Below are 20,300 nucleotides of genomic sequence, written 5' to 3' on the forward strand. Positions count from 1 at the left end.
CCTCGTCGAGCGCAGCGGCATCCTGCACGGGCACGACCTCCGCACCGGCAAGGGCGTGTGGGAGCTGCCCGATGCGAACGGAGCTCCTCCTGTCCGTGTCCCCGGCGATCGCGTCCTGGTACTCACCTTCCACGGGCTGGTGCTCTGCTCGCTGCGCGACGGCCGTACCGAATGGCTGCACCGCACGCCGCTCCAGGGTCCCGATCTCGTCCAGAGCGTGCTCGCGGTCGAAGCCACCACCGCATGGCTGCTCATGGGAGAGTCCTCCGGCACGACGTCCGGCGGGTACCACGTGGCAGCGTTCGACCTGGACCGCCGCAGGGAACTGTGGCGCACGCCGCTCCCGAAGGGGTTCGGCTCCGATCTGTCCGTCACCCTCGGCCCCACGGCGCTCATCGTGGAAGCCCTGCCCGAGGGGGAGGGGCGCCGCCCCGACATCGAGGCCGTCCGCACCCTGACGATCGCCGGCTTCGACCGCAGGACCGGAGCAGTCCTCTGGAACCGTTCGTACCCCGAGGTGTACGGCGCGTCGTCTTCCGTGGTCGACGCGGCCGGCCGGGTGTACTTCCTCTCGCTCGGCCGCGTGTACGCGTACGACCTGATGACCGGCCGCCGGCTCTGGGATTCGCTGACGGACATGGGCGGGGAACACGGCCCGCCTCTGCTCACCCACGGCGCCTTGTGCCTCTCCGCCGGCACCACACGTCAGCTCCTCGCCCTCGCGCCGGACACCGGCAGGAGGCTCTGGGAGCAGATGGTCGACGAGGACGTGGAGTGGTTCATGCTCGGGCGCATGGCGGTCAGCTCGTCCGGGCGCACCCTCTTTCTGCCGACGATCCGTCAGATCGCTGCTCTCGACATCACGTCGGGCAGACGGCTGTGGCAGACGGGAATCGTCGAACTCGATTCCCACGACCCGTTCCAGCTCGCCGTGGCCCCCGGCATGCTGCTCATCGCCCAGCCGTCGGCCATCGTGGCAGTCGCGGCCGACTGACCGACCGCCGGAGCCCACCCGCGCACGACCCGTCCTCACCGACCGCCGCGGCCACCCGCGCACCACCCGTCCCTCACCGTTGCCCACAAGGAGCTCTCCCGGCCATGTCCTTGGTTCTCCCTCTCCTGCCCGACGACCCCGAGCGGCTCGGAGCGTACGCTCTCGTCGGCCGGCTGGGCGGTGGCGGCATGGGCACCGTCTTCCTGGCGCGCACCCCCGGGGGCCGGCTGGCCGCGGTCAAGACCGTACGGTCGGACCTGCGGGACAGGCCCGAGTTCCGTGAGCGGCTGCTCCTGGAGGCCGAGGCAGTGCGGGCCCTCGGCGCCGCACACACCGCCGAGTTCCTGGGGGCGGACGCCGACGCGGCGTCACCTTGGCTGGCCACGGGATACGTCATCGGCCCCTCGCTGGCCGAGGCGGTGGCGGCGGGGGGACCGCTGCCCGAGGAGGCGGTCCGCGCTCTGGGCTCCGCGCTCGCCGGGACCCTCGCCGCTCTGCACCGCGCCGGACTGGTCCACCGCGACCTCAAGCCGTCCAACGTCCTGATCACCGCCCGGGGTCCCAAGCTCATCGACTTCGGGCTCGCCCAGGCCCCGGGCAGTCCCCGCCTCACCGCCACCGGCCAGGTCGCCGGCACACCGGCGTACATGTCGCCCGAGCAGGCGCGCGGCGGCCGCCATGGGCCCCAGGGGGACGTGTTCGCGCTCGGCGCGGTCTTGGTGTTCGCCTCCTCCGGGCACGGTCCGTACGACGGCCGGCCAGGCCGGGACGCGCCGGGACCGCTCGGGGACGGCGCGGACCCCGACCTGGCAGGTGTCCCGGAAGGGCTGCGGGACACCCTCGTCCCCTGTCTCGCACCGGCTCCGGACGACCGCCCCTCCCTCGACCGGCTGCCGGCGTGGTGGGGGCCTTTCGACGCCGACGAGTTCGCCGATCTGTTGCCGCACGCGCTGCTGGCCGACCTGTCCCGCCGGATCGGGGAGATCACCTCCCTCGGCGCCGTTCCGCTGCGCGATCCCTCTGCGCGCCGGACCCTGTCCCGGCACGGCCTGTCTCGCCGCACCGTGATCGCCGGCGCAGCCGCCGCTCTCACCGGCGCGGGCGCCTCCGCGCTGTGGCTCACCGGTGCCCTTCCCGGCTCCGGTGGCCGGACGGCGCGGCCCGGGCCCGGCCGTTCCGCCGCCGGCCGCCCGCCCGGCACCGCCCCGAAACCCCTGTGGTCGGTCCCCGTTCCGCTCGAAACCGCCCCACCGCTGGCCACCGACCAGGTCCTCGTCCACGGGAGCGACGACCTGCGGGGAATGTCGACCGCGGACGGCCGGATACTGTGGCGGACACCCGTCACCGCGCTCGAACTGGCCCTCTCCGCCGGGCGGCTGGCGGGCCTGTCCCTCGACGACGCCGGTGCGTCCATGGCGGGCTACGCAGACCCGCGCACCGGCCGCCTGGCCGCCGACTCGGCCGGCCGGAGCGTCCTGGGCGACCTGAGCTCGTTCAGCAGCCTCCTGACCGCCGACGCGGAGTGCCTCTACATCCAGGCGTTCTACGCATCCGATGACCAGTACACGGAGCCCTGGCTGCTGGCGTACGACCTGCGTGCCCGTCGGCTGCGCTGGCGTCACCGCATCGAGGGCGGGTTCTGGATGCCGGGAAACTCACTCACGGTGTCGGCGGTCGTGTCCGGTGGCCGCCTGATCTGCTCGGATCAGGCCCGCATCTTCACCGTCGACGTGCGCGACGGCCGCCTTCTGTGGGCACGCCGGGTGCGCACCGAGAAGCAGGCGGCGTCTCCGACCGAATCGGGCGGCGCCCATCCGCCGGTCGCCTCGGACCGGCATGCCTTCGACGTCAACGACGTGATCACGGCGGTCGACCTGACGACGGGCGCGATCGCCTGGACGCTGGAGCCGGACGACCCGGTGGGGCTGCTCTCCGCGCCCGTCTGCGTGGACGGCACCGTCTACGTCGCGGCCCGGTCTTTCAGGGCGTACGAGGAGAGGACCGGCAAGAAGCTGTGGACCCATGATCCGGGCCCGTACTTCGGCAGGATCGCCATTCCCGACCCGTTCCGCGGCGAACTCTACGCGGGGGTCGGCGAGGGCGGCCAAGCGGTCGTCGCGGTGGACGTCGGCAGGCGCCGGACCTCATGGACCCTGTCGGCGGGCGCCGTGAACATGCCGCACGGCCCCACCGCCCTCACCCACCGCGGCAACCGCCTCTACCTCCAGTCGTTCGAACGCCTCGCGGCCGTATCCCTCGGCTGACGTCGGACACGGCCGGCAGCAGGCGAGCCCGCACCTCATCGCTTGATGTCGCCCAGCGAGCCGGCCGCCGGGCCGGACGGGCCGGAGGCTCCGGGCGGGCCGCCCGGAGCCTCGGTGAACGGGTTTGTCGATCGGACCGGCCTGTCGATCGGACCGGCCTGTCGATCGCACCGGCCTGCCGATCAGAGGCCGTTGATGACCAGCTCGGCGCCGTAGGACCCGCCGCAGAAGCCGGAGAAGCCGCCGAGATACTCGAAGGCCTTGGCGCGGACGAGCCTGTTCGGCGTCGTGAAGTCCACGTACTTCGTTCCGTAGCTGTGCGGCGGGATGCTCTCCATGTAGTAGTCCCGCACGGTGCCGTTGTTGTCGATGAGGCGGACCGCGCGGCCGAACGAAGCCGTGTGGTTGGTGCCGTTCCAGAACGCGAGCCGCGTGACCCGGAAGCCGTTGCCGTAGTACTGCCAGGTCACCTCCATGGAGACGCTGCCGTTCGCCTGGGCCGGGTTGCACTCGGCGCCGTAGTAGATGCGGTTGGTGCCGGTGGGGTTGGGCGCCTGCTGCTCCTGGGCAGCAGCCGTCGCCGTCGAGGGTGTCAGGGCGGCGACGGCGGCGACGGCGAGGATCAGCCAGGGCCTGAGGACACGTTGCACAAGTGCGCGCATGGACGATCACCTTTCGGCGGTCGGAGTCAGGGGAAGCCACGGGCGCGGTGCGCGGGGCCCGCGGCTGGAACCCTCTCATCGTCAGCGCGGCCCCCAGCCGGGAGTGAAGCTTTCGAATACTCTCGAAACGTCACCGACGCTTGGGGGAACGGATGGTGGATGGACGCACGGTGCGGCTCGGAGCGGTGGAGCAGGTGAACGTCCGGGTCAGCCGTCACCCCGGAGCCACCCTCTTCTCCGTCCTCATCAAGGACGTCTTCGCAGGCAACGTCCACGGAGTCCCCGCGCTGTGGCGCGACACCGTCCGGCGTGCGCTCCCGCCAGGCGCGGCTGCCGTCGTCGGCCCCGTGCTCGCGTCCCGCGCCTGCTGGATGTCCGACCGCCTCGCGCTGATTCACGACCTGGGTGCCTCGGACATGAGGACCATCGAAGGAGAGCTGGCGGCGACCGACCCCGGGGTGCTGGCCGAGGAAGTGGCGGCCTACCACGCCTCCGCCCAGCTCCCTCCGGCATGGCGGCCCCTGCTGGACGACCCCGCCGCGTTCCTGGCCGCCTACCTTCGCGTCGTCGCAGCGGCATGGGCCTCCTTCGAGCCCCTGTGGCGACAGGCCGACGTCCTCATGGGCCGGGAGGCGGAGCGTGTCGGCCTGGCCGCCGTGACCGGCGGGCTCGACGGCCTGCTCACCGGCCTCGGCTCAGGGGTGCGCTACGAGAACAGCAGCTTGCGGCTGTCCCACGCGTGCCCCGACCATCTGGCCGACCTCGGCCGCCGGCCCCTCGTCCTCGTACCCTTGGCCTCGGGTTACACGGCCAGCATGTACGGAGCCGATCGTGACGACGCCCTCTGGATCGGCTACGCCGTGCCCGGCCTGGGCCGCATCGCGGGACGCCGCGACAGGAACGCCCCCGAAGCGGAGCAGGACGGACTCTCGCTGGTCCTCGGGCCGGTGCGCGCGGAGATCCTTCGGAACCTGCGCCGCAGGCTTACGGTCAGCGAACTCGCCGACCACCTTCACGTCGGCGTCAGCACCGCTACGTACCACTGCCAGCACCTCGAGGCCGCCGGACTCCTCCATCGCGAACGTCACGGCAGGCAGGTGCGGCTGCACCCGACCGAGCGCGGCACCGCGCTTACCCACCTCCTGGCCGCACCCGCCCCGCCCCTGTGGGACAGCCGAAACTGAAGGAAGTCGTCTCACCGTCTCCCATGGTGTGATCTTGCCGTCGGCGCCGTGGCGACGGGGCTTGCCGGCAGCGGCCGGCAGGCGGACGCCCGCGTGGCGGGCCCCTATACTGCCGAGTGCTCTACCGGCCTACCGCACAGGCGAGACACGGGGGAAGCATGGCGGAGAGTGTGGAGACGTCAGCGCTGGTGGACATCCTGGCCGTGGTCGGACCGGCACTTGCGCTGCGAGCGGTGACGATGCCCCTGCTGACGCGGACTCAGCAGGCAGTATGGCGCCAGGCGTCCGAGGAGCCGACCACACCGCCCCGGCGAGTTCCGGCAGCGGTCGCGGGGGAGCTTGCCCTGGGAGTGGCCGGCGGTATCGGCCTGTGGTTCCTGATGCGCTCCGGCTTCTTCCCCGGGTTCTCCTTCCTGCTGTACCCGGTCGTCCTCGAGAGCGGGATCTCCCTGTCGGCGGTCTACGGATACTCCCTGGCGATGGCGTGGATCCTGTACGCCGTCACCCTCGGGCTGACGGTGGGCCTCTGGCCACTGCTGTGGTTCCGGACGCAGCGCACCCTGCTGACCACCGGTGTGTCCGCGGGTTCGTGGGCCTCATCGCCCGCCGGACGGTTCCGGCTGGGCGGCCTGGTGGCCCTCCGTGTCGCCTTGGGGCTCTTCCTGCCGGCGGGCTTGGCCCTGGCGGCCGCGGCGTGCCAGATTGTCGCGTACGTGGCGAGTCGGAAGTACCGGCCCGGCGGCGGCATCGCGCCGGACGCCGTGCAGAATCCCGCCGTGCAGGACCCCGTCGCGCAGAATCCCGACGGGCGGGACCCCGTCGCGCGGGACCCCGTCGGGCGGGGGGTCGCCTTTGCGCCGACGGTGGGGGCGGGTTCCGCCCCTCCGGCGCCGCACGGGCAGCCATCCGCTCCTGCCCTCCCGCCGCCCCGGCCCGCCGGGCACGTGCCGACACAGCCGGACGCGGGCGCCGTCGCCGTGCCCCACATCGCCCACCAGCAGCTCCGCCCGGGCGAGCCGCGGTCGATCGGCGGCTACCTGCTGCTCGGCCGTATCGGAGCCGGCGGTATGGGCACGGTCTACCTCGCGCGGCGCGAAGGAGCCGCGACACAGGTCGCGCTGAAGACGATCAACCCCGAACTCCTCGACAGAGACGAGCTGTTGCGCCGCTTCCAGCGCGAGGCCGAGGTCCTGACCATGGTCTCCGGCGCCTACACGGCCCGCGTCATCGACTCCGGGGTCGACGCCGGACGACCGTACCTGGCCATGGAGTTGCTCGACGGGCGCCCCCTCGACGCCCACCTGCGGGATCAGGGGCCGATTCGCAGCCCCGAGGCGCTGCGGGCGCTGGCGCTCGCGCTGGCCGTGGCTCTTTCCGGGATTCACCGGCTCGGCCTGGTCCACCGCGACCTCAAGCCCGCCAACATCATGCTCACCACAGCCGGGCCGCGCCTGCTCGACTTCGGCATCGCGGACCTCGTCGACGGCACCCGGCTCACCCGCACCGGCGCAGGACCGGGGACCCTGACGTACATGGCGCCGGAACAGTTCGGTGAAGAGCGTGTCGGTCCGGCCGCCGACGTGTGGGCGTGGGCCTGCTGCGTGGTCTGCGCGGCGCACGGCACCAGTCCGTTCGCGGCGGCCGGCACGGCGCGGTGATCCGCAGGATCGTGGGCAGCGGTCCCGATCGGACCGCACTGGCGGCCGTGCACGCGCTGGACCAGGCGCTCGCCGCCGCCGTCGAAGCGGCGCTGTCCGCCGACCCGACGGACCGGCCGGCGGACGGCGCGGCCCTGGTGGACCTGCTCACGTCGCACGGCCGCGCGGACCACGAGCCGACACTGGTCGATACCGTCCGCGAGGAGATCACCCGGGGCTGGCGCACACTGACCCTCTGACCCTCTGACCCTCTGTCCTGGGATCTCGTGCCGGGCGGCCCCCGGCACACCGCCCTGTCCGCCGTGGCGATTGAAGAGACGCACTCCAGGTGGCGGGGAGGGTGGCCGGAGGGATCACCACCAGTAGGCGGGGTACCTCGGTGCGGTGCGCCGGATACGGGAGGCTGCGTACCCCGTCAGTACCAGCAGGACGGCGGAGCCGAGCAGGAGGGGCACGAACCGGACGGGCGCGGGCGTCTGGAGCACGATGACGACGGCGGAGGCGCACGCGGGGGAGTGGGGCGTGCGGGCAGCCGTGTTCAGTGCCAGCGTGACGCCGGCCGCCACAGCCGCGGCCCACGGGCTGCTGCCGGCTGCTCCGAGAACGGCATAGCCCACGAGGGCGCCGATCAGGTGGCCGATCACCACGCTGCGGGGTTGCGCCAGGGGCAAGGTGGGAGCGCTGTGCACCAGGGCGGCGCTGGCGGCCAGGGGAGGTATCAGCACCGGTTCGTGGATGGCGGCGCCGATGGCGACGAGCCCGAGCAGAACGGCTGTCGCGGCGCTGACGCTGTGGAAGGCGGCCGACGGCGCGGGCCGGGCAGGTGCACGGCCGGAGATCCGCAGCCGGCGAGAAACCTTCGCGGAGGGCCGGTCGGTCAGGCGGTTCAGGCCGGTCGCGTCGGGCTGGGCGGGCTCGGGACGCGGAGGGGCGTCGATACTCATGTGCGGTGTTTCCAGGACAGGCGGCCGGCGGCCGGGCAGGGACGAATGCGGTGACGTCGAAGTCGTACGGGTCTCTGTGATCGACAGCCGGCCCACCGTTGCGCCTCACTCTGATGCGGCGGCGCACTCGACCAAGACTCTAACCAGCGGGTTTGCGGCGCGATGAACCGGGGGTGGGGTGGGAGGGGCTCCGACAGAAGGCGGGAGAAGTCGACATCGGCGCGCCTCCGGCGCGGAAGGCGGCACCATCCGATCAGCTGACACCGCACCGCTGCACCGCTGCGCCCCACGCCGCGGCACCGCCCACCACAGCGTCCCACCACAGCGTCGAGCAGGGAGAACCGAGATGGGGAAGATCATCATCAGTGAGAACGTCTCGCTCGACGGTGTCGTCCAGGACCCGACGGGTGAGGAAGGCTTCCACCGCGGCGGCTGGTTCCTCCAGGTCGGGGACAAGGACCGCGAGGCCTGGGCCGAGCTCCTGCTCGAGGAGGCCCGGGGCGCCGAGGCGCTGCTGCTCGGCCGGCGGAGCGACGAGTGGTTCGCCGCGCGGTGGCTCTCCCGCAGCGGGGAGTGGGCGGACAGGCTGAACAGCCTGCCGAAGTACGTCGTGTCCTCCACCCTGCAGGAGCCGAGGTGGAGCAATGCGACGTCCAAGGGCAAGGTGCTCAAGGGGGACGTGGTGGACGAGGTCTCCAGGCTGAAGCAGGAGCTGGACGGCGACATCGTCGTCTACGCCAGTGGCCGGCTGGTGCACACGGTGATGGAACACGACCTCGTCGACGAAGTGCGGCTGATCGTGTTCCCCGTCGTACTCGGCGCCGGCGAGCGCCTCTTCGACGAGACCAGCGACCGGAAACCCATGCGCCTCGTCGGCATCCGCATCGTGGGTGACGGCCTCGCCCTCCTCACCTACCGGCCCGCCCGAGGCGACGCCTAGGACGACGGTTCGGAGGCCGCGTCGGAGGCGAGGAGGGGCAGGTTTCCCGCCCGCTCGCTGCTTCAGCCACGGCGGCGAGTTCCGGGCCCAAACCCGCCCGGCCCGAACCCTGCCCGGCCCAGACCCTGCCCGGCCGAAGCCCCGGCCCATCACCTGGCCCTCTGGAAACTCAGCCGACTCCGAGCGAGGGCGCGCTCACCCACTCCTCAGTCCTGCCAGTAGAACAGCAGGGTGTCGACGCTGAGGGGTTCACGCCTGCCGAAGTAGTAGACGCACAGGTCGGTCACTCGGATCGCGCCGGTGCTGTCGTCGATCCAGCGGAAGCCGGCCGATTCCAGGGCGCGGCGGGCCACGAGGTCGATGTCGGCACCGGGGCCGGCGGTGGCGAACCGTCCGAGGGTGCTGATGAACAGCTCGTACTCGCCGCCCTCGCCGCCCTCACCACTCTCGAAGCCCTCTCCGCACTCGATCACGTGGTAGGTCCCACCGCCCTGCTGGTGGTGCTCGCCACACGAGACAGGGGGCTTCGGGGCGAGACCGGCAGCAGTCAGCGTGGCCGTCGCCCTGCGGAGCTGCTCGTCCTGATCGGGGCGCGGGGGCGGCTCCGTGCAGAGGGCTTCGACGCGCCACCGCGGGTCGCTGTTCCGCTCGCAGCCGCCCGCGTACTCGTGCACGATCGTGCTGCGAAGTTCGTCGTCCAGGCCGGCCACCTCGACCCGGGGGCGCCCCAGCATGTCGTATATCGCCCGGGTCTCGGCCGCGTCGCCGGTGAGGCGGTGCAGCGCGTACGCGGTCCAGAGCTTCGCCTCGGTCGTCGGCGCCTCGTCGAGGTGAGCGCGCAGACGGTCCGTGTCCGACAGAAGCGACTGCGTCAGGTACGCGACGCCACGATCGGGGTCCGCCAGTGCGTCGGTCACGTCCTCTCCGGCGCGATGCCGCATCCGGACGTGGAAGACGCGGTCCTCCGGCTGCTCGTCGCCGACATCGGCCAGGACCGCCTCGACCCCGTACCGAGTGACCAGCGCATCCAGCCCGGCCTCGCCGACCGCCTGCCGACGCGGCCACGGAGACGCCGCCAGCGCTGCCAGCCCCCGTACCGCCGAGCGGTCGCCGAGCATGCCGCGCGCCTTGAGGATCGCCTCCGGCATGCCGTACGAGTCCTCGTGCTGCCGGTCCTCGTGCCGCAGCCACGGCAGGAGCTCCGCGCGGCCCGCGAGGAGGTCGAGCAGCGCCATGCGGACCTCGGCCACGTCGTCCGGGTCGTGGACGCGGGCGATCAGGTCGGCGACATGCCGCTCCGGCACCCGCCCGGCCAGCGCGAGCACGCAGGGCCTGCGCCGCCACCACGGGTGTGCCGGGTCGGCCACGTACCGAGCGAGTACGTCGGCGTCGAGGTCTTCCAGGTCGGAGCCGTCGGCCCGCCCCGCCTCCGGGACCAGCATGTCGATGGTTCGCATCCGCGGATGCTACTTCCCCGCGTACTCGGCTGATCAGCTCCCCGGCGCAGGTACTCGGGCACCGCTGAGTACCTGCACTCTGGGGCGGTGATCGCGCGAGGGGGAAGGTGGGAGCCATGCGACAACGACGACTGAAATTCTCCCCCCAGCTGTCGGCGATCCTGGGGCTCGCCGTGGTGGCGATCGGGGCGTGGGCCGCCTGGCTGGGCTGGGATCAGCATCGTGACGTGCACCCTGATGGCACGGTGACCGGTCCGTACGAGGCGTGGCAGGTGATCGGGCTGGTGCTGACCCTGCTCGCGCCGGTGTACTGGGCGGCATCCCGCCGTCTCGTCGCGGGCGCTGTCCTCGGCACGACGGCCGGCCTGACCGTTGCCGCCTCTGTCGACTGGTCGGACGACCCCAGCGGCCTCTACATGGTCGGCGTGGGGATGGTCGCGGTGGGAAGCCTCGTCCTGACCGCCGTCGTCGGCACCGTGATCGCCTCATGGAAACGAGGGGGCGGCAGGCACGACGCGGGGCGGAGCGGCGCATGACGGCACGTCACACGCGGCTCCGCCCGCGTCAGCGGTCCTGAGCGGAAGCTCCCGGCCTCAGGGGTGTTCGGCCAGATGGAAGCTCTGCGCGGCCGAGTTGTCGCATGTGTGCTGCACCAACCGCACGCTGTTCGCCGTACTGCCTGTGGTGCTCAGGCACTTGCCGCTGTGGCGGGCGGTGAAGTGGTAGGCGCCTGAGGCCTCGCGTACCGGCCGCCACTGCTGGTTGCCGCCACCTCCGTAGGACCACAGCTGCAGCGGCGCGTTGTCGGCGGTCGACGCGCCGGTGACGTCGACGACCTGCTGCGGGTTGCCCCGGATCGCGATCCGCGTGTATCCGCCGTCGGTGGGGCGGAACTGGAACTGCTGGGCCGCGGTGCCGTTGCAGGTGTACTGCTGGATCGGAGTGCCGTTCGCCGTGGCCGCCGCCCTCGCGTCGACGCAGGCTCCGTTCGCGTCGTCGGCCAGTGAGTACCACGCCGTATCGGAGATCGGGTCGGCCGGCGACGGTCCACCGGCCGCCCCGCCGAGCCATTTGAGTCCGTCGAGCAGGAAGCGGTTCTGCGTGGCGCTCGCGAACGTCGAGGACAGCCGGGTGTTGGAGCCGTAGTCCATGGCGTTGTGACCGAAGTTGGCGTACAGCGTCTTGTACTGGGTGTTGGTCCAGAGGATCGGGTAGTAGCCGCTGTACCAGGACTGGTTCGGGTCCGTCCCCAGAGGGAAGCTCACCGGGTCGACCGAGGCCAGGACCTTGATGTTGGCGTTGGCCCGCAGGTCGTTGGACCAGCCGTACCACTCGCTGACGGCGGAGGTGAACGTCGCCGGCAGACCGGTGGTGGAGGGGTGCGTCCGGTCCTCGGTGCGCAGCACCGCCGTCGTCGGCCCCCAGGTGTTCGTCCTGAAGTTGCCGCTGCCGAGGAGCCCGTTGTAGTACCAGGGCCAGGACCCGGCGTCGGTGGTGAACGCCGAGGAGTGGAAGCCCATCCAGCCGCCGCCGGCGCGCATGTACCGCTCGAAACCGGCCCGTTGGGTGGCCGTCTTGGGAGCGTCGTCCAGGAACAGGACCACCTGGTAGTCGTTCACACCTCCGTTCGCGAGCAGTTCCCAGTCGGTGGTGGCCGTGTAGCTGAAGTCGTTCTGCGCGGCCGCCCTGGGAAACCACTCGTTGGCTTCCTTGACGAAGTCGATGTGCGCGGCGTCCCACGTGCCGTTGTAGAAGGCGATCACCTTGAACGCCGGGCCGGCGGCGACGCGGGGTGCGGTGGGGGCCGTGGGACCGGCGTGGGCCGGGGCCGCCGTCAGGCCCAGCACCATCGCCAGCAGGATCAGCAGTCGCGCTGCGAGCCGCCTCACGGGTAGCTCACCAGGTTGGCCACGTTGGTGGACGAGTTGGAGGGACCGCCGCGGTCGTTGATGACGTGCCGGATGGTCCCCGTGCCGCCGAGCGAGACGGTCACCATGTTCTGGAAGCGCACGTTCGGGGTGTTCGGGACCTCGAAGGCGTGCTCGGCGATGACGCTCGGGTTGACGTTGAAGTAGCAGTAGCTGCCGAGCCCGTACGCCAGATGGCTGGTGACCGTGTTCGCGACCTTGTAGGCGGCGTAGCCCAGTGTCGAGCCGTTCATCCAGGCGGCCTGGTTCGGCGGGTCGTACGGCATCTCGTTCTGGTAGAAGTACGTCCGGCCGCCGTTGCCGTTCCAGATCGTCTGGTGCTTCTGGTAGTGCTCGACGAACAGGCCGTACATCGTCACGTCGTCACCGTTGACGATCAGGCCGGTGTCGGCCGTGTTGGTGTTCCACCCGATCCCGTTGCCGTGGTCGCCGCGCCAGATCCACATGTGATCGCCTATGACGTTGTCACTGTGGACGACGAGGCTGGTGGTGGCCTTGCCGACGGCGGCTCCGCCGACGCGGAAATAGACGTCGTGCAGGGAGGTGGGGTTCGCCGCGTGGTCGGCGGAGGCGCCGGCCGGGCCGAGCTCCATGAGCGTCTGCGAGTTGGTGGTGCCGGCGTCGAAGAGGACGCCCGCGATCTTCACCCCGTCGACGTCGGCGACGGTCATGGCCGTGATCCCGTTGTCCGGGATGAATGTGGCGAGGCCGAGACCGAGGACGACCGTGTCGGGACGGGTCACCCGCAGTGTCTGGTTCAGATGGTAGACCCCGGGAGTGACCAGCAGGTTCTTCCCTTCGGCGAGGGCCGCGTTGATCTGCGCGGCGCTCGCTCCCGGCTTGACGACGAAGAACTGGTCCAGGCCCAGCGAGCTGCCGGCCGCGTTGCCGCCCGCCCAGGTGGTGGCTGAGGAGTTGGTCCGCAGGGAAGGGACGAACACCTTGTAGGCGCCCGCGCCGTCCACGTACAGGAAGGGCTTCTCCCGCACCGTCGGGGTCTGGTTCACGGTGGTGTAGGGCGGGTTGGGGAAGGTGTTGCCGGGCACGCCCTGGCTGCCGACGAAGACCATGTTCCAGTTGGACCCGGTCCAGCTGCCGAGCTGGGAGTTACGGGTCAGCCACTGTTGCTGGGTGCCGGACCGCACCTGGCCGTCGATCTTGCTGTCGGCCATGAAACCGCCACTGGACCAGCCGCCGTCACTCAGCTCCAGGTTGCCGCGGACATGCATCCGCCGGTACCCGGACGCCTGCGACACCGCCCACCGGTCGGTGCCGCCCGTGGGGTTCACCGACAGGTTCTCGGCGCCGCGCCAGAAGTTCTGGGTGGCGTTCTGCGGCGGGAACCAGTCCGCCTCCACGTGCACGGCGCCGTTGATCGTGACCGAGTCGGGTGACTGGCCGAGGCCCAGGACCTGGGTGTAGAAGCCGACGTTCACGTCATTGCTGTACGTACCCGGCTTGAACATGACCGCGTAGCGCTGGGAGCCGAACTGGTTCGTCTCCTGCTGCTGGAAGATCGAGTGCAGCCGGCTCTGGATCGTGGACGACGGCATCGACGGGTCGAAGACGACCACGTTGGGGCCGAGGTCGACGTCCCCCGGCGCGGTGCTCACGGGCGCGACCTGGAAGCGCTGAGCCGCCGTACCGTTGCAGGTGTACTGGACCAGTTGCACGCTGTCGGCCGTGGAGGCGGACGGTACGTCGAGGCACTTGCCGCTGTGCCGGTTGACGAAGCGGTACGCGCCACCGCCCTCGTCGACGGCCTGCCACTGCTGGTTGTTCCCGCCGCCGTACGCCCACAGATGCACGGCCGCGTTGTCGGCCGTGGACACGTTGCTCACATCCACGACCTGCTGGGCGTCGTTGCGGTTGTTGATGCGTACGAAGCCGTCGCCGGTGGCTGTGAAGCTCCACTGCTGTGCGGTGCTGTTGTTGCAGGCGTACTGCTGCACCGCGGTGCCGTTGACGGTCGCGGCCGCTCGGGCGTCCAGACATTTGCCGCTGCCGGTGTTGACGACGGTGGACCAGCTTGGGGGCAGGGCGGCGGCCGCCTTGGGGGAGGCCTGAGCGGGCTGGACGGCGGTGAGGATCGAGGCGGCCGTGGCAGCGGCCACGAAGGCGGCGATCCAGGGCCCGCTGGTGCGGGCGGCGGCTGAGCCGTGGCGGCCGCCGATGGGGGGTCGCGGGAATCTGAGCACGTCTTCTCCTGTGCCGGACAAGCGGCGTGAGGGGGTGGGGACGACGGGGAAAGGGGACGACGGGGAGAGGGCGGGAAAGGGGCAAGGGGAGCGGAAGGTGAGGGGCGGGGGCGGGTCAGCCGTTGTACTGGGCGAAGACCCGGGTGAAGTCCCACGGCTGCTGCGAGACGCCCGAGCAGGTGTCGGCCCCGCCGCCGGTGCAGGGACGGTCGCGGTTGACCGACCAGAAGGTCAGGCGTGCCAGGTGCCGCTGCTGGGCGTAGCCGAGGATGGTGCGGAAGTCGGCGACGGTCACCGTCTCGCTGTTGTCGGTGATGCCGTTCATCGAGGAGATGCCGGTGTGCCGGTAGGCCTGGTCGTCCGTGTAGCCGTACGCGTTCTTGACCGCGTTCTTGAGACCCTCGGCCGCACGGACGCTGAGCTGGCCCATGTTCTGGCCGACGCCGCCGAAGTTGAACGGCATGATCGTCCAGCTGTCCACGGTGAGACCGGACGCGGCGGCCTTGCTGATCAGGCTGCTGTCGGGGCCGTTCTGGCCGGTGCCGAAGGTGACGTAGACCTTGATCCCGGGGTTGTCGGCCTTGATGGTCTTCAGCGCGTCGACCGTGCGCTGCTGGACGGTCGGGCTGTCGTACGCGGCGGCCTCGATGTCGATGTCGATCGCCTTGAGGCGGTAGGCGTTGATGACCTTCTGGTACGCGGCGGCCAGCTCGCCGACGCTGCCGCAGGAGCTTTCCAGTTTGTTGCCGCTCCAGCCGCCGAAGGACGGGATGACGTCGCCGCCGTTCGCCCGCACGGTGTTGATGGTCTGCTGGTCGACGCCCCCGCTGAGCGGTCGGCTGCCGTCCCACTGGGGGTTGCAGTAGCCGTTGCTGAGGACGAAGGCGAGGGTGAACCACTTGACGCCGGTCGCGTTCATCACGGTGGTGGGGCTGGGCGGGCTGCCCCAGCCGTTGTAGAGGTACGGGGCCACGGCCATGGCTCCCGGAGCGGGCGTCGGCGTTCCGCCGCCACTGGGGGCCGTCCACTTCTGGTTGGCGGCTCCGGTGCACGACCAGATCTGCAGCCGGGTGCCGTTGGCGGAGCTGTTGCCGGTGGCGTCCAGACACTTGTCGGCCTGCGGGTTGACGATGTCGCGGGCGGCGGTGACCGTCCACTGCTGTGCGGCGCTGCCGTTGCAGTCCCACAGCTGGGTTCGCGTACCGTCGGCTGTGCCGCCCGACGTCACGTCCAGGCACTTGCCGAGCGCGCTGATGGTGCCGTCGGAGCCGACGTTCCATTGCTGAGCGGCGCTGCCGTTGCAGTCGTAGAGCTGTACGGCCGTGCCGTTGGCGGTGGCGGCCCCCGCGACGTCGACACACTTGCCGCCGAGACCGGTTATCTGTCCCGTGGCCGCCGCGGCGCCGCTCGCGGGGGTGCCGATCAGTCCGGTGAGAAGGGCGGCGGCTGCCGCCGCGCCGAGTACACCGCGAACCGCGGGTCCGGGTAGGAGTGTTGACGTCATCGGGTCACGGTCCGTTTCTCGTGGGGGGCGTCTGTGATCGTCTGTGGCAACGTTGTCGCACGTCTCGGGTGTCTAGCATGCCCATGACAGCGGGAGTGAGGGTTGCACTTGCACGCCGGGAGGGGGGCTACCCCGTCGGCAGGGTCGGGGGTGAGAACTACGAGGAGGAGCCCGTTAGTTCATGGTGTGATTTAAGAAGTGAGCGATAGGCCTGTCAAGGGTTTGGTACGGACCATGACCAGATTCATGAACGGGAGCCACGGTCGTGGACAGAGCTGAACGGGCCGCCCCTGCAGTCGGAATCGGCCTACGGGCCGCCTGCGACGGAGCCGCTTCCTCCAGGGCAACGCCATGACGGCTCTCGCTCTAGTCCGTGCGCCGCGGCGACCGACGATCACCCGCCCTACGCCATCCCAGTCAGCGCTCCTCGCCGTCGTCGCGGCGGTTGTCCGACTCCGTCGAGCAGGTCGGGCGGAAGCAAGCTGTCACCGTCTTGCCGTTCCGCTGGCACCGCATGCCCCACTCGTCGGCGAGGGCCTGCACGATGCTCACACCCCGCCCGGAGACCGAGCTGTCGTCGGGGTTGCGCGGCCGGGGCAGTGTGGGGTCCTCGTCATGCACGCTGATGTGGAGGCAGTCACCGTCCCAGGTGAGCACGAGCTGAGCGTCGCTGTGCGCGTGGATGTGGGCGTTGGTGAGCAGTTCGGAGACGGTCAGGATGATGGCGTCCACCGTCTCGGGCTCCTGAGCGGCCCAAGGCAGGGGTGCCAAGTGCCCCCGAGTCCACTGCCGTCCGGCCCGCACACCCCCGGACACGGGGAACGAGTGCGCCCAACCCATCGCCTTCACTGTCACGTTCTTCACTCCCCATGAGCACTGTCCACGTCGCTGCTCGCGCCGCTGTCCGTACGGAAAGCGGGTACCCGGCATCAGCGGCGACAGGCGTGCGACGTACCCCGCCGCACATTTCCGCAGTACGGCGCCCTCGAAGCACCCCGGAGGGCCCCGAAGAGGGCCCGCAGCACGGCTGCTTGCGCACCTACGAGAATCCGGACCTGCGCGCGCTCCCTGAGTCGTGGAAGGGGCCGCCCTCAGGGCCTCTGGAAAGTGCCGGGCCGGCCGATCCGCTCGGTCGGCGCATCGGCCCCGCTCACACCCTTGCCTCTCGGTAGAGGTCGGTGGCGAGGGCGATGGCTGTGTGGGTGGCCGGGTGGGCGTCGTGGGTGCGCCAGATGATGTGGACGGGGACGGGGTCGGCGTCGCGCAGGGGGCGGTAGGTGATGCCGTCGCGGCGGTATTGGGCGGCGGTCGCCTGAGGGGTGAGGCCGATGCAGCGGCCGGTGGCGATGGCGGCGAGCCAGTCGTCGATGTCGTGGGTGTACTCGACCGCGGGCCGATCGCGTCCGGGCCACAGGTCCAGGGTGGTGCTCCCGGTGCGGCGGTCGAGCGCCAGGGCGCGGCCGAAGACCTCGTCCAAGCGGATGCTGCGGCGACGGGCCCAGGGATCGTCGGAGGCCATGGCGACGTAGCGGGCCTCGTAACCGATCAGCGCGTGGGACCAGGACGTGAGGTCGAGCGGGGCGCGGACGACGGCGAGGTCGCACCGGCCTTCGGCGAGGCCGCCGGTGGGGCTGTTGTGGCGGATCAGACGCAGTTCGGTCTCGGGGTGCTGTTCGTGCCAGCGGCGCTGGAACTCGGTCGTGTGGCGGCCGAAAGCGGACCAGGCGTGGCCGATGTGGAGGCGGGTGTGGCCGATGGTGGCTTCACGGACGAGTTCGTCGGCGCCGGCGAGCAGGACGCGCGCACGGGCCAGGACCTGTACGCCGGCGGTGGTGGGGGAGACAAAGCGGCTGGTGCGGTGCAGCAGCCGCACCCCGAGCACCCCTTCCAGAGCGGTGAGGGTCCGCGAGACGGCGGCCTGGGAGATGCCGAGTTCATGGGCGGCGTCGGTGAAGCTGCCGGTGTCGACGATGGCGACCAGGCAGCGCAGGTGTTTCAGCTCCAGCGCACCGGCCGTCTTGCTCGTACCATCCATACGCCCAGCGTATAGACCCGGCAGCGATTGCATTTTGCGTATCCCGGTCGGCCTCCCATCGTGAGGACATGAAACCCGCGTCCTCGCCCGCGCCCGGCACCGCTGCCCCCGTCACCCCGGCTCCCGCCGCATCGCAGGCCGCAGCCGCAGTTGTGCGTGGCTCTGCCCGGCGCACGGAGCGCTGGGGCGGGATGGCGCTGATGCTGGGCAGCGGACTGTCCAATCAGAGCGGAGCTGCTGTCGCGGCGCTCGCCTTCCCCGTCCTCGGGCCCGTCGGTGTGGTGGCGGTGCGCCAGTGGTTCGCCGCCGCCGTGCTCGGTGCGGTCGGCCGGCCGCGGCTGCGCGAGTTCACCGCGGCTCAGTGGCGTCCCGTGCTCGGCCTGGCGCTGGTGTTCGCCGCGATGAACCTGTCCCTGTACGCGGCGATCGAACGGATCGGGCTCGGGCTGGCCGTCACGCTGGAATTCCTCGGCCCGCTGACCGTGGCCCTGGCCGGCTCCCGCCGCCGCATCGACCTCGTCGCCGCCCTGGCCGCGGCAGGAGCGGTGGTGGTACTCGCGCGCCCCACACCCTCCACCGACTACCTGGGCATCGGCCTCGCCCTGCTGGCGGCGGTCTGCTGGGGTTGCTACATCCTCTGCAACCGCACCGCCGGCGCCCGACTGCCCGGCCTGGAAGGCTCGGCCGCCGCAGCGCTGGTCTCCGGCGCCCTGTACCTGCCTGTGGGCGCCTGGGCCCTCTGGCAGCACTCGCCCACACCGGCGGCGCTGTGCTGCGCCCTGGCAGCCGGGGTGCTCTCCTCAGCTGTGCCGTTCGTGTCCGACCTCCTGGCGCTGCGCCGGGTGCCGCCGCACTTCTTCGGTGTCTTCATGAGCGTCAACCCCGTCTTCGCCGCGCTGATCGGCCTCGCCGTACTGGGCCAGCACCTCGATGCAGCCTCCTGGCTGGCCATCGCAGTGATCGTCACCGCCAACACCGTCGTCGTCTCCACCGCGCCCCGCAGTGTCTCCGGCAACCGAGACGCCACGTGAACCCCTGACGCCCACGCGCACTCCGAGCCCGCATCCTTCAACGGCCCTCCAGGACACGCCTTCCCCCGTCCGTGAGCCCCGGGGTGGCTGTGGGGCCGCCTTCCTCCGGTGACTACTCGCTCACGCTGTTCCCCGAGGACTGCGAGGTCCTCACCGTCGAATACAAGATCAACCTGCTACAAGATCAACCTGCTCGAGCCCGCCGCCGGCGACCATCTCGAGGCGATCGGCAGCGTCCTGAAGTCCGGACGTACTCTGACCGTGTGCCGGCTGGAGGTGTACGGCGTCCACGCAAACGGCGAGCGGAAGCTCGTCGCCAACGGGCAGCAGACGCTGATCCGCGTGAACAGGCCCGAGCAGTGAGCGACCACCCCTCGCTGCCGTCCTGGGTGACGTGGTGGCAGCGGCCCTTCCCCGACGCCAACACGTTCCTGCTGAACGGGGGCCAGCCTGCCCTGGTCGACAGCGGGTTCGTCGGCCACGCGGAGGAGACCGCCGCGTGGGCCCGTGCACACGCAGGTGCGATCGGGCTGGTCGTGAACACCCACTGGCACTCCGACCACGTCGGCGGCAACGCCCTCCTCCAAGCGCAAGGCGCCATCGCGGCCGGGACGCCGAAGGCGGAGGCGATCGGGCGCCGGGACCCGGGCTGCTGCGCGGCCGAGTACCTGGACCAGCCCGTCGCCCCGTACACGGTCGACATGCCGCTCGACGACGGGCAGGTCCTCCGCCTCGGCGACACCGACGGGGAGGTCGTCCGCACTCCCGGGCACACGCCGGGCCATCTCGCGCTGTGGCAGCCGGAGGAGCGGCTCCTCATGGTCGGGGACGCGCTGTCGGACTGCGACGTCGGCTGGGTGAACCTCGCCGTCGACGGGCTCGAGGCGGCTGCCGCCGCCCTCGCCTCCCTCAAGCGGATGGCCGACCCCGCCCCGCGCGTGATCCTGCCCTCCCACGGCCCGATCCCCGCCGACCCGGCCGCGGCGTTCGCCGCCGCTCTGCGCCGTGCCCAGCGCCTCGTGGACGATCCGGACGGGGCCGTCTGGTACGGCGCGCGGCGGATCTTCGCGTTCGCCCTGATGATCCGCGAAGGGTTCCCGGCCCCCGAGGTCGAGCCGTACCTGCAGGCGCGGGCCTGGCTGACCGACGCCGCACGGCTCCTGGACCGCGACCGCGCGCCGGAGACTCTCGCCACCGAACTGGTCACGACCACGCGGGCAAGCGGCGCCGTGGTCCTCCAAGCGGCCGGTACCTGCGCGTCACAGTCGTTCCCGGGGGCCGATGCCGACGGTCGGGATCGCGGCTGGACCCGGCATGGCGGCATGGGTACAGGCGAAGGCAGGACCCGACGGGACCCACTGCCTGGGGTAGGCCCTGTGGAACAGCCTGCCCCATAGCCCTGGCATTTCACCCCCTGGACCGCCATGGTGCCGACCACCGATCTTGAGATTCGGCGAGGCGTGAAGAGGCCGTGGCGCCCAGCCGGGATAGTGGAGGAATG

The 20,300-nt window shown here is 71.2% G+C and carries 17 protein-coding genes and 1 pseudogene; 10 read left to right on the top strand and 8 right to left on the bottom strand.

The genetic code is table 11. From position 1 onward, the window contains the following. Both J7E93_RS22835 and J7E93_RS22840 read left to right on the top strand, forming a co-directional pair. The coding region (locus J7E93_RS22835; RefSeq protein ID WP_215071803.1) for a PQQ-binding-like beta-propeller repeat protein at window positions 1–994 on the top strand (994 nt) is incomplete at its 5' end. A gap of 104 nt (window positions 995–1,098) precedes the next feature. Continuing rightward, window positions 1,099–3,258 carry a protein kinase gene (locus J7E93_RS22840; RefSeq protein WP_215071804.1) on the top strand — a complete coding sequence of 720 codons (2,160 nt, stop codon included), beginning with the start codon at window positions 1,099–1,101 and terminating at the stop codon, window positions 3,256–3,258. A gap of 182 nt (window positions 3,259–3,440) precedes the next feature. Here the strand turns inward: J7E93_RS22840 and J7E93_RS22845 are convergent, their stop codons facing one another. After that, a complete protein-coding gene (locus tag J7E93_RS22845) occupies window positions 3,441–3,920 on the bottom strand; it encodes a hypothetical protein (protein ID WP_215071805.1) in 480 nt (159 codons plus the stop codon). Window positions 3,921–4,072: 152 nt separating this feature from the next. On the opposite strand from J7E93_RS22845, the gene J7E93_RS22850 reads away from it, so the two are divergent. From J7E93_RS22850 to J7E93_RS22860, 3 genes are all read left to right on the top strand, one after another. Next, complete coding sequence (locus tag J7E93_RS22850; RefSeq protein WP_215071806.1) at window positions 4,073–5,104, top strand: helix-turn-helix domain-containing protein; 1,032 nt, start codon at window positions 4,073–4,075, stop codon at window positions 5,102–5,104. Between the two features lie 158 nt (window positions 5,105–5,262). Next, window positions 5,263–6,762, top strand: coding sequence for a serine/threonine-protein kinase (locus J7E93_RS22855; protein ID WP_215071807.1), 1,500 nt, complete (start codon window positions 5,263–5,265; stop codon window positions 6,760–6,762). 11 nt (window positions 6,763–6,773) lie between these two features. After that, a complete protein-coding gene (locus J7E93_RS22860) occupies window positions 6,774–7,001 on the top strand; it encodes a hypothetical protein (protein ID WP_215071808.1) in 228 nt (75 codons plus the stop codon). Between the two features lie 114 nt (window positions 7,002–7,115). Here the strand turns inward: J7E93_RS22860 and J7E93_RS22865 are convergent, their stop codons facing one another. Then, the gene (locus J7E93_RS22865) at window positions 7,116–7,706 is read right to left on the bottom strand and encodes an HPP family protein (RefSeq protein ID WP_215071809.1); all 591 of its coding nucleotides are present in this window, start codon (window positions 7,704–7,706) and stop codon (window positions 7,116–7,118) included. 346 nt (window positions 7,707–8,052) lie between these two features. Here J7E93_RS22865 and J7E93_RS22870 point away from each other — a divergent pair, with 346 nt between their 5' ends. Next, the gene (locus J7E93_RS22870; RefSeq protein WP_215071810.1) at window positions 8,053–8,646 is read left to right on the top strand and encodes a dihydrofolate reductase family protein; all 594 of its coding nucleotides are present in this window, start codon (window positions 8,053–8,055) and stop codon (window positions 8,644–8,646) included. 206 nt (window positions 8,647–8,852) lie between these two features. On the opposite strand, the gene J7E93_RS22875 is transcribed toward J7E93_RS22870, so the two are convergent. Beyond that, window positions 8,853–10,103, bottom strand: coding sequence for a hypothetical protein (locus tag J7E93_RS22875; RefSeq protein ID WP_215071811.1), 1,251 nt, complete (start codon window positions 10,101–10,103; stop codon window positions 8,853–8,855). Window positions 10,104–10,219: 116 nt separating this feature from the next. Here J7E93_RS22875 and J7E93_RS22880 point away from each other — a divergent pair, with 116 nt between their 5' ends. Then, window positions 10,220–10,639 (top strand): hypothetical protein, encoded by a 420-nt coding sequence (locus J7E93_RS22880; RefSeq protein ID WP_215071812.1) that lies wholly within the window; start codon window positions 10,220–10,222, stop codon window positions 10,637–10,639. A gap of 57 nt (window positions 10,640–10,696) precedes the next feature. Here J7E93_RS22880 and J7E93_RS22885 read toward each other — a convergent pair whose 3' ends face one another. The 5 genes from J7E93_RS22885 to J7E93_RS22905 all read right to left on the bottom strand — a co-directional run bounded on the left by J7E93_RS22885 (window position 10,697) and on the right by J7E93_RS22905 (window position 17,768). Next, window positions 10,697–11,953: a ThuA domain-containing protein gene (locus J7E93_RS22885; RefSeq protein WP_215071834.1), complete on the bottom strand. Its 1,257-nt coding sequence runs from the start codon at window positions 11,951–11,953 to the stop codon at window positions 10,697–10,699. A 35-nt stretch (window positions 11,954–11,988) separates the two neighbouring features. Then, the gene (locus tag J7E93_RS22890; protein WP_215071835.1) at window positions 11,989–14,157 is read right to left on the bottom strand and encodes an RICIN domain-containing protein; all 2,169 of its coding nucleotides are present in this window, start codon (window positions 14,155–14,157) and stop codon (window positions 11,989–11,991) included. A gap of 187 nt (window positions 14,158–14,344) precedes the next feature. After that, window positions 14,345–15,733, bottom strand: a complete 1,389-nt coding sequence (locus J7E93_RS22895) for a chitinase (protein WP_215071813.1) — start codon at window positions 15,731–15,733, stop codon at window positions 14,345–14,347. Between the two features lie 417 nt (window positions 15,734–16,150). After that, window positions 16,151–16,588, bottom strand: a complete 438-nt coding sequence (locus J7E93_RS22900; protein WP_215071814.1) for an ATP-binding protein — start codon at window positions 16,586–16,588, stop codon at window positions 16,151–16,153. Between the two features lie 295 nt (window positions 16,589–16,883). Beyond that, entirely contained in the window at window positions 16,884–17,768 is an 885-nt protein-coding gene (locus tag J7E93_RS22905) for a LysR family transcriptional regulator (RefSeq protein ID WP_215071815.1), read from the bottom strand. Window positions 17,769–17,959: 191 nt separating this feature from the next. On the opposite strand from J7E93_RS22905, the gene J7E93_RS22910 reads away from it, so the two are divergent. The 3 genes and pseudogenes from J7E93_RS22910 (at window position 17,960) to J7E93_RS22920 (ending at window position 20,196) form a co-directional block, all read left to right on the top strand. Beyond that, the gene (locus J7E93_RS22910; protein WP_215071836.1) at window positions 17,960–18,799 is read left to right on the top strand and encodes an EamA family transporter; all 840 of its coding nucleotides are present in this window, start codon (window positions 17,960–17,962) and stop codon (window positions 18,797–18,799) included. A 116-nt stretch (window positions 18,800–18,915) separates the two neighbouring features. After that, window positions 18,916–19,162: pseudogene (locus J7E93_RS22915) on the top strand (PaaI family thioesterase); the annotation flags it as partial. After that, complete coding sequence (locus J7E93_RS22920) at window positions 19,159–20,196, top strand: MBL fold metallo-hydrolase (protein ID WP_215071816.1); 1,038 nt, start codon at window positions 19,159–19,161, stop codon at window positions 20,194–20,196. The pseudogene J7E93_RS22915 and the gene J7E93_RS22920, both read left to right, overlap by 4 nt. Window positions 20,197–20,300: the final 104 nt, after the last annotated feature.

It is taken from the genome of Streptomyces sp. ISL-36, assembly GCF_018614205.1.
Lineage (GTDB): Bacteria > Actinomycetota > Actinomycetes > Streptomycetales > Streptomycetaceae > Streptomyces.

Excerpts from the sequence above, each read along its gene's own strand:
- J7E93_RS22905 (WP_215071815.1), bottom strand. The coding sequence starts at position 17,768 with ATGGATGGTACGAGCAAGACGGCCGGTGCGCTGGAGCTGAAACACCTG.
- J7E93_RS22845 (WP_215071805.1), bottom strand. The coding sequence starts at position 3,920 with ATGCGCGCACTTGTGCAACGTGTCCTCAGGCCCTGGCTGATCCTCGCC.
- J7E93_RS22880 (WP_215071812.1), top strand. The coding sequence starts at position 10,220 with ATGCGACAACGACGACTGAAATTCTCCCCCCAGCTGTCGGCGATCCTG.
- J7E93_RS22850 (WP_215071806.1), top strand. The coding sequence starts at position 4,073 with ATGGTGGATGGACGCACGGTGCGGCTCGGAGCGGTGGAGCAGGTGAAC.
- J7E93_RS22875 (WP_215071811.1), bottom strand. The coding sequence starts at position 10,103 with ATGCGAACCATCGACATGCTGGTCCCGGAGGCGGGGCGGGCCGACGGC.
- J7E93_RS22840 (WP_215071804.1), top strand. The coding sequence starts at position 1,099 with ATGTCCTTGGTTCTCCCTCTCCTGCCCGACGACCCCGAGCGGCTCGGA.
- J7E93_RS22885 (WP_215071834.1), bottom strand. The coding sequence starts at position 11,953 with ATGGTGCTGGGCCTGACGGCGGCCCCGGCCCACGCCGGTCCCACGGCC.
- J7E93_RS22910 (WP_215071836.1), top strand. The coding sequence starts at position 17,960 with ATGGCGCTGATGCTGGGCAGCGGACTGTCCAATCAGAGCGGAGCTGCT.
- J7E93_RS22865 (WP_215071809.1), bottom strand. The coding sequence starts at position 7,706 with ATGAGTATCGACGCCCCTCCGCGTCCCGAGCCCGCCCAGCCCGACGCG.
- J7E93_RS22870 (WP_215071810.1), top strand. The coding sequence starts at position 8,053 with ATGGGGAAGATCATCATCAGTGAGAACGTCTCGCTCGACGGTGTCGTC.
- J7E93_RS22895 (WP_215071813.1), bottom strand. The coding sequence starts at position 15,733 with ATGACGTCAACACTCCTACCCGGACCCGCGGTTCGCGGTGTACTCGGC.
- J7E93_RS22855 (WP_215071807.1), top strand. The coding sequence starts at position 5,263 with ATGGCGGAGAGTGTGGAGACGTCAGCGCTGGTGGACATCCTGGCCGTG.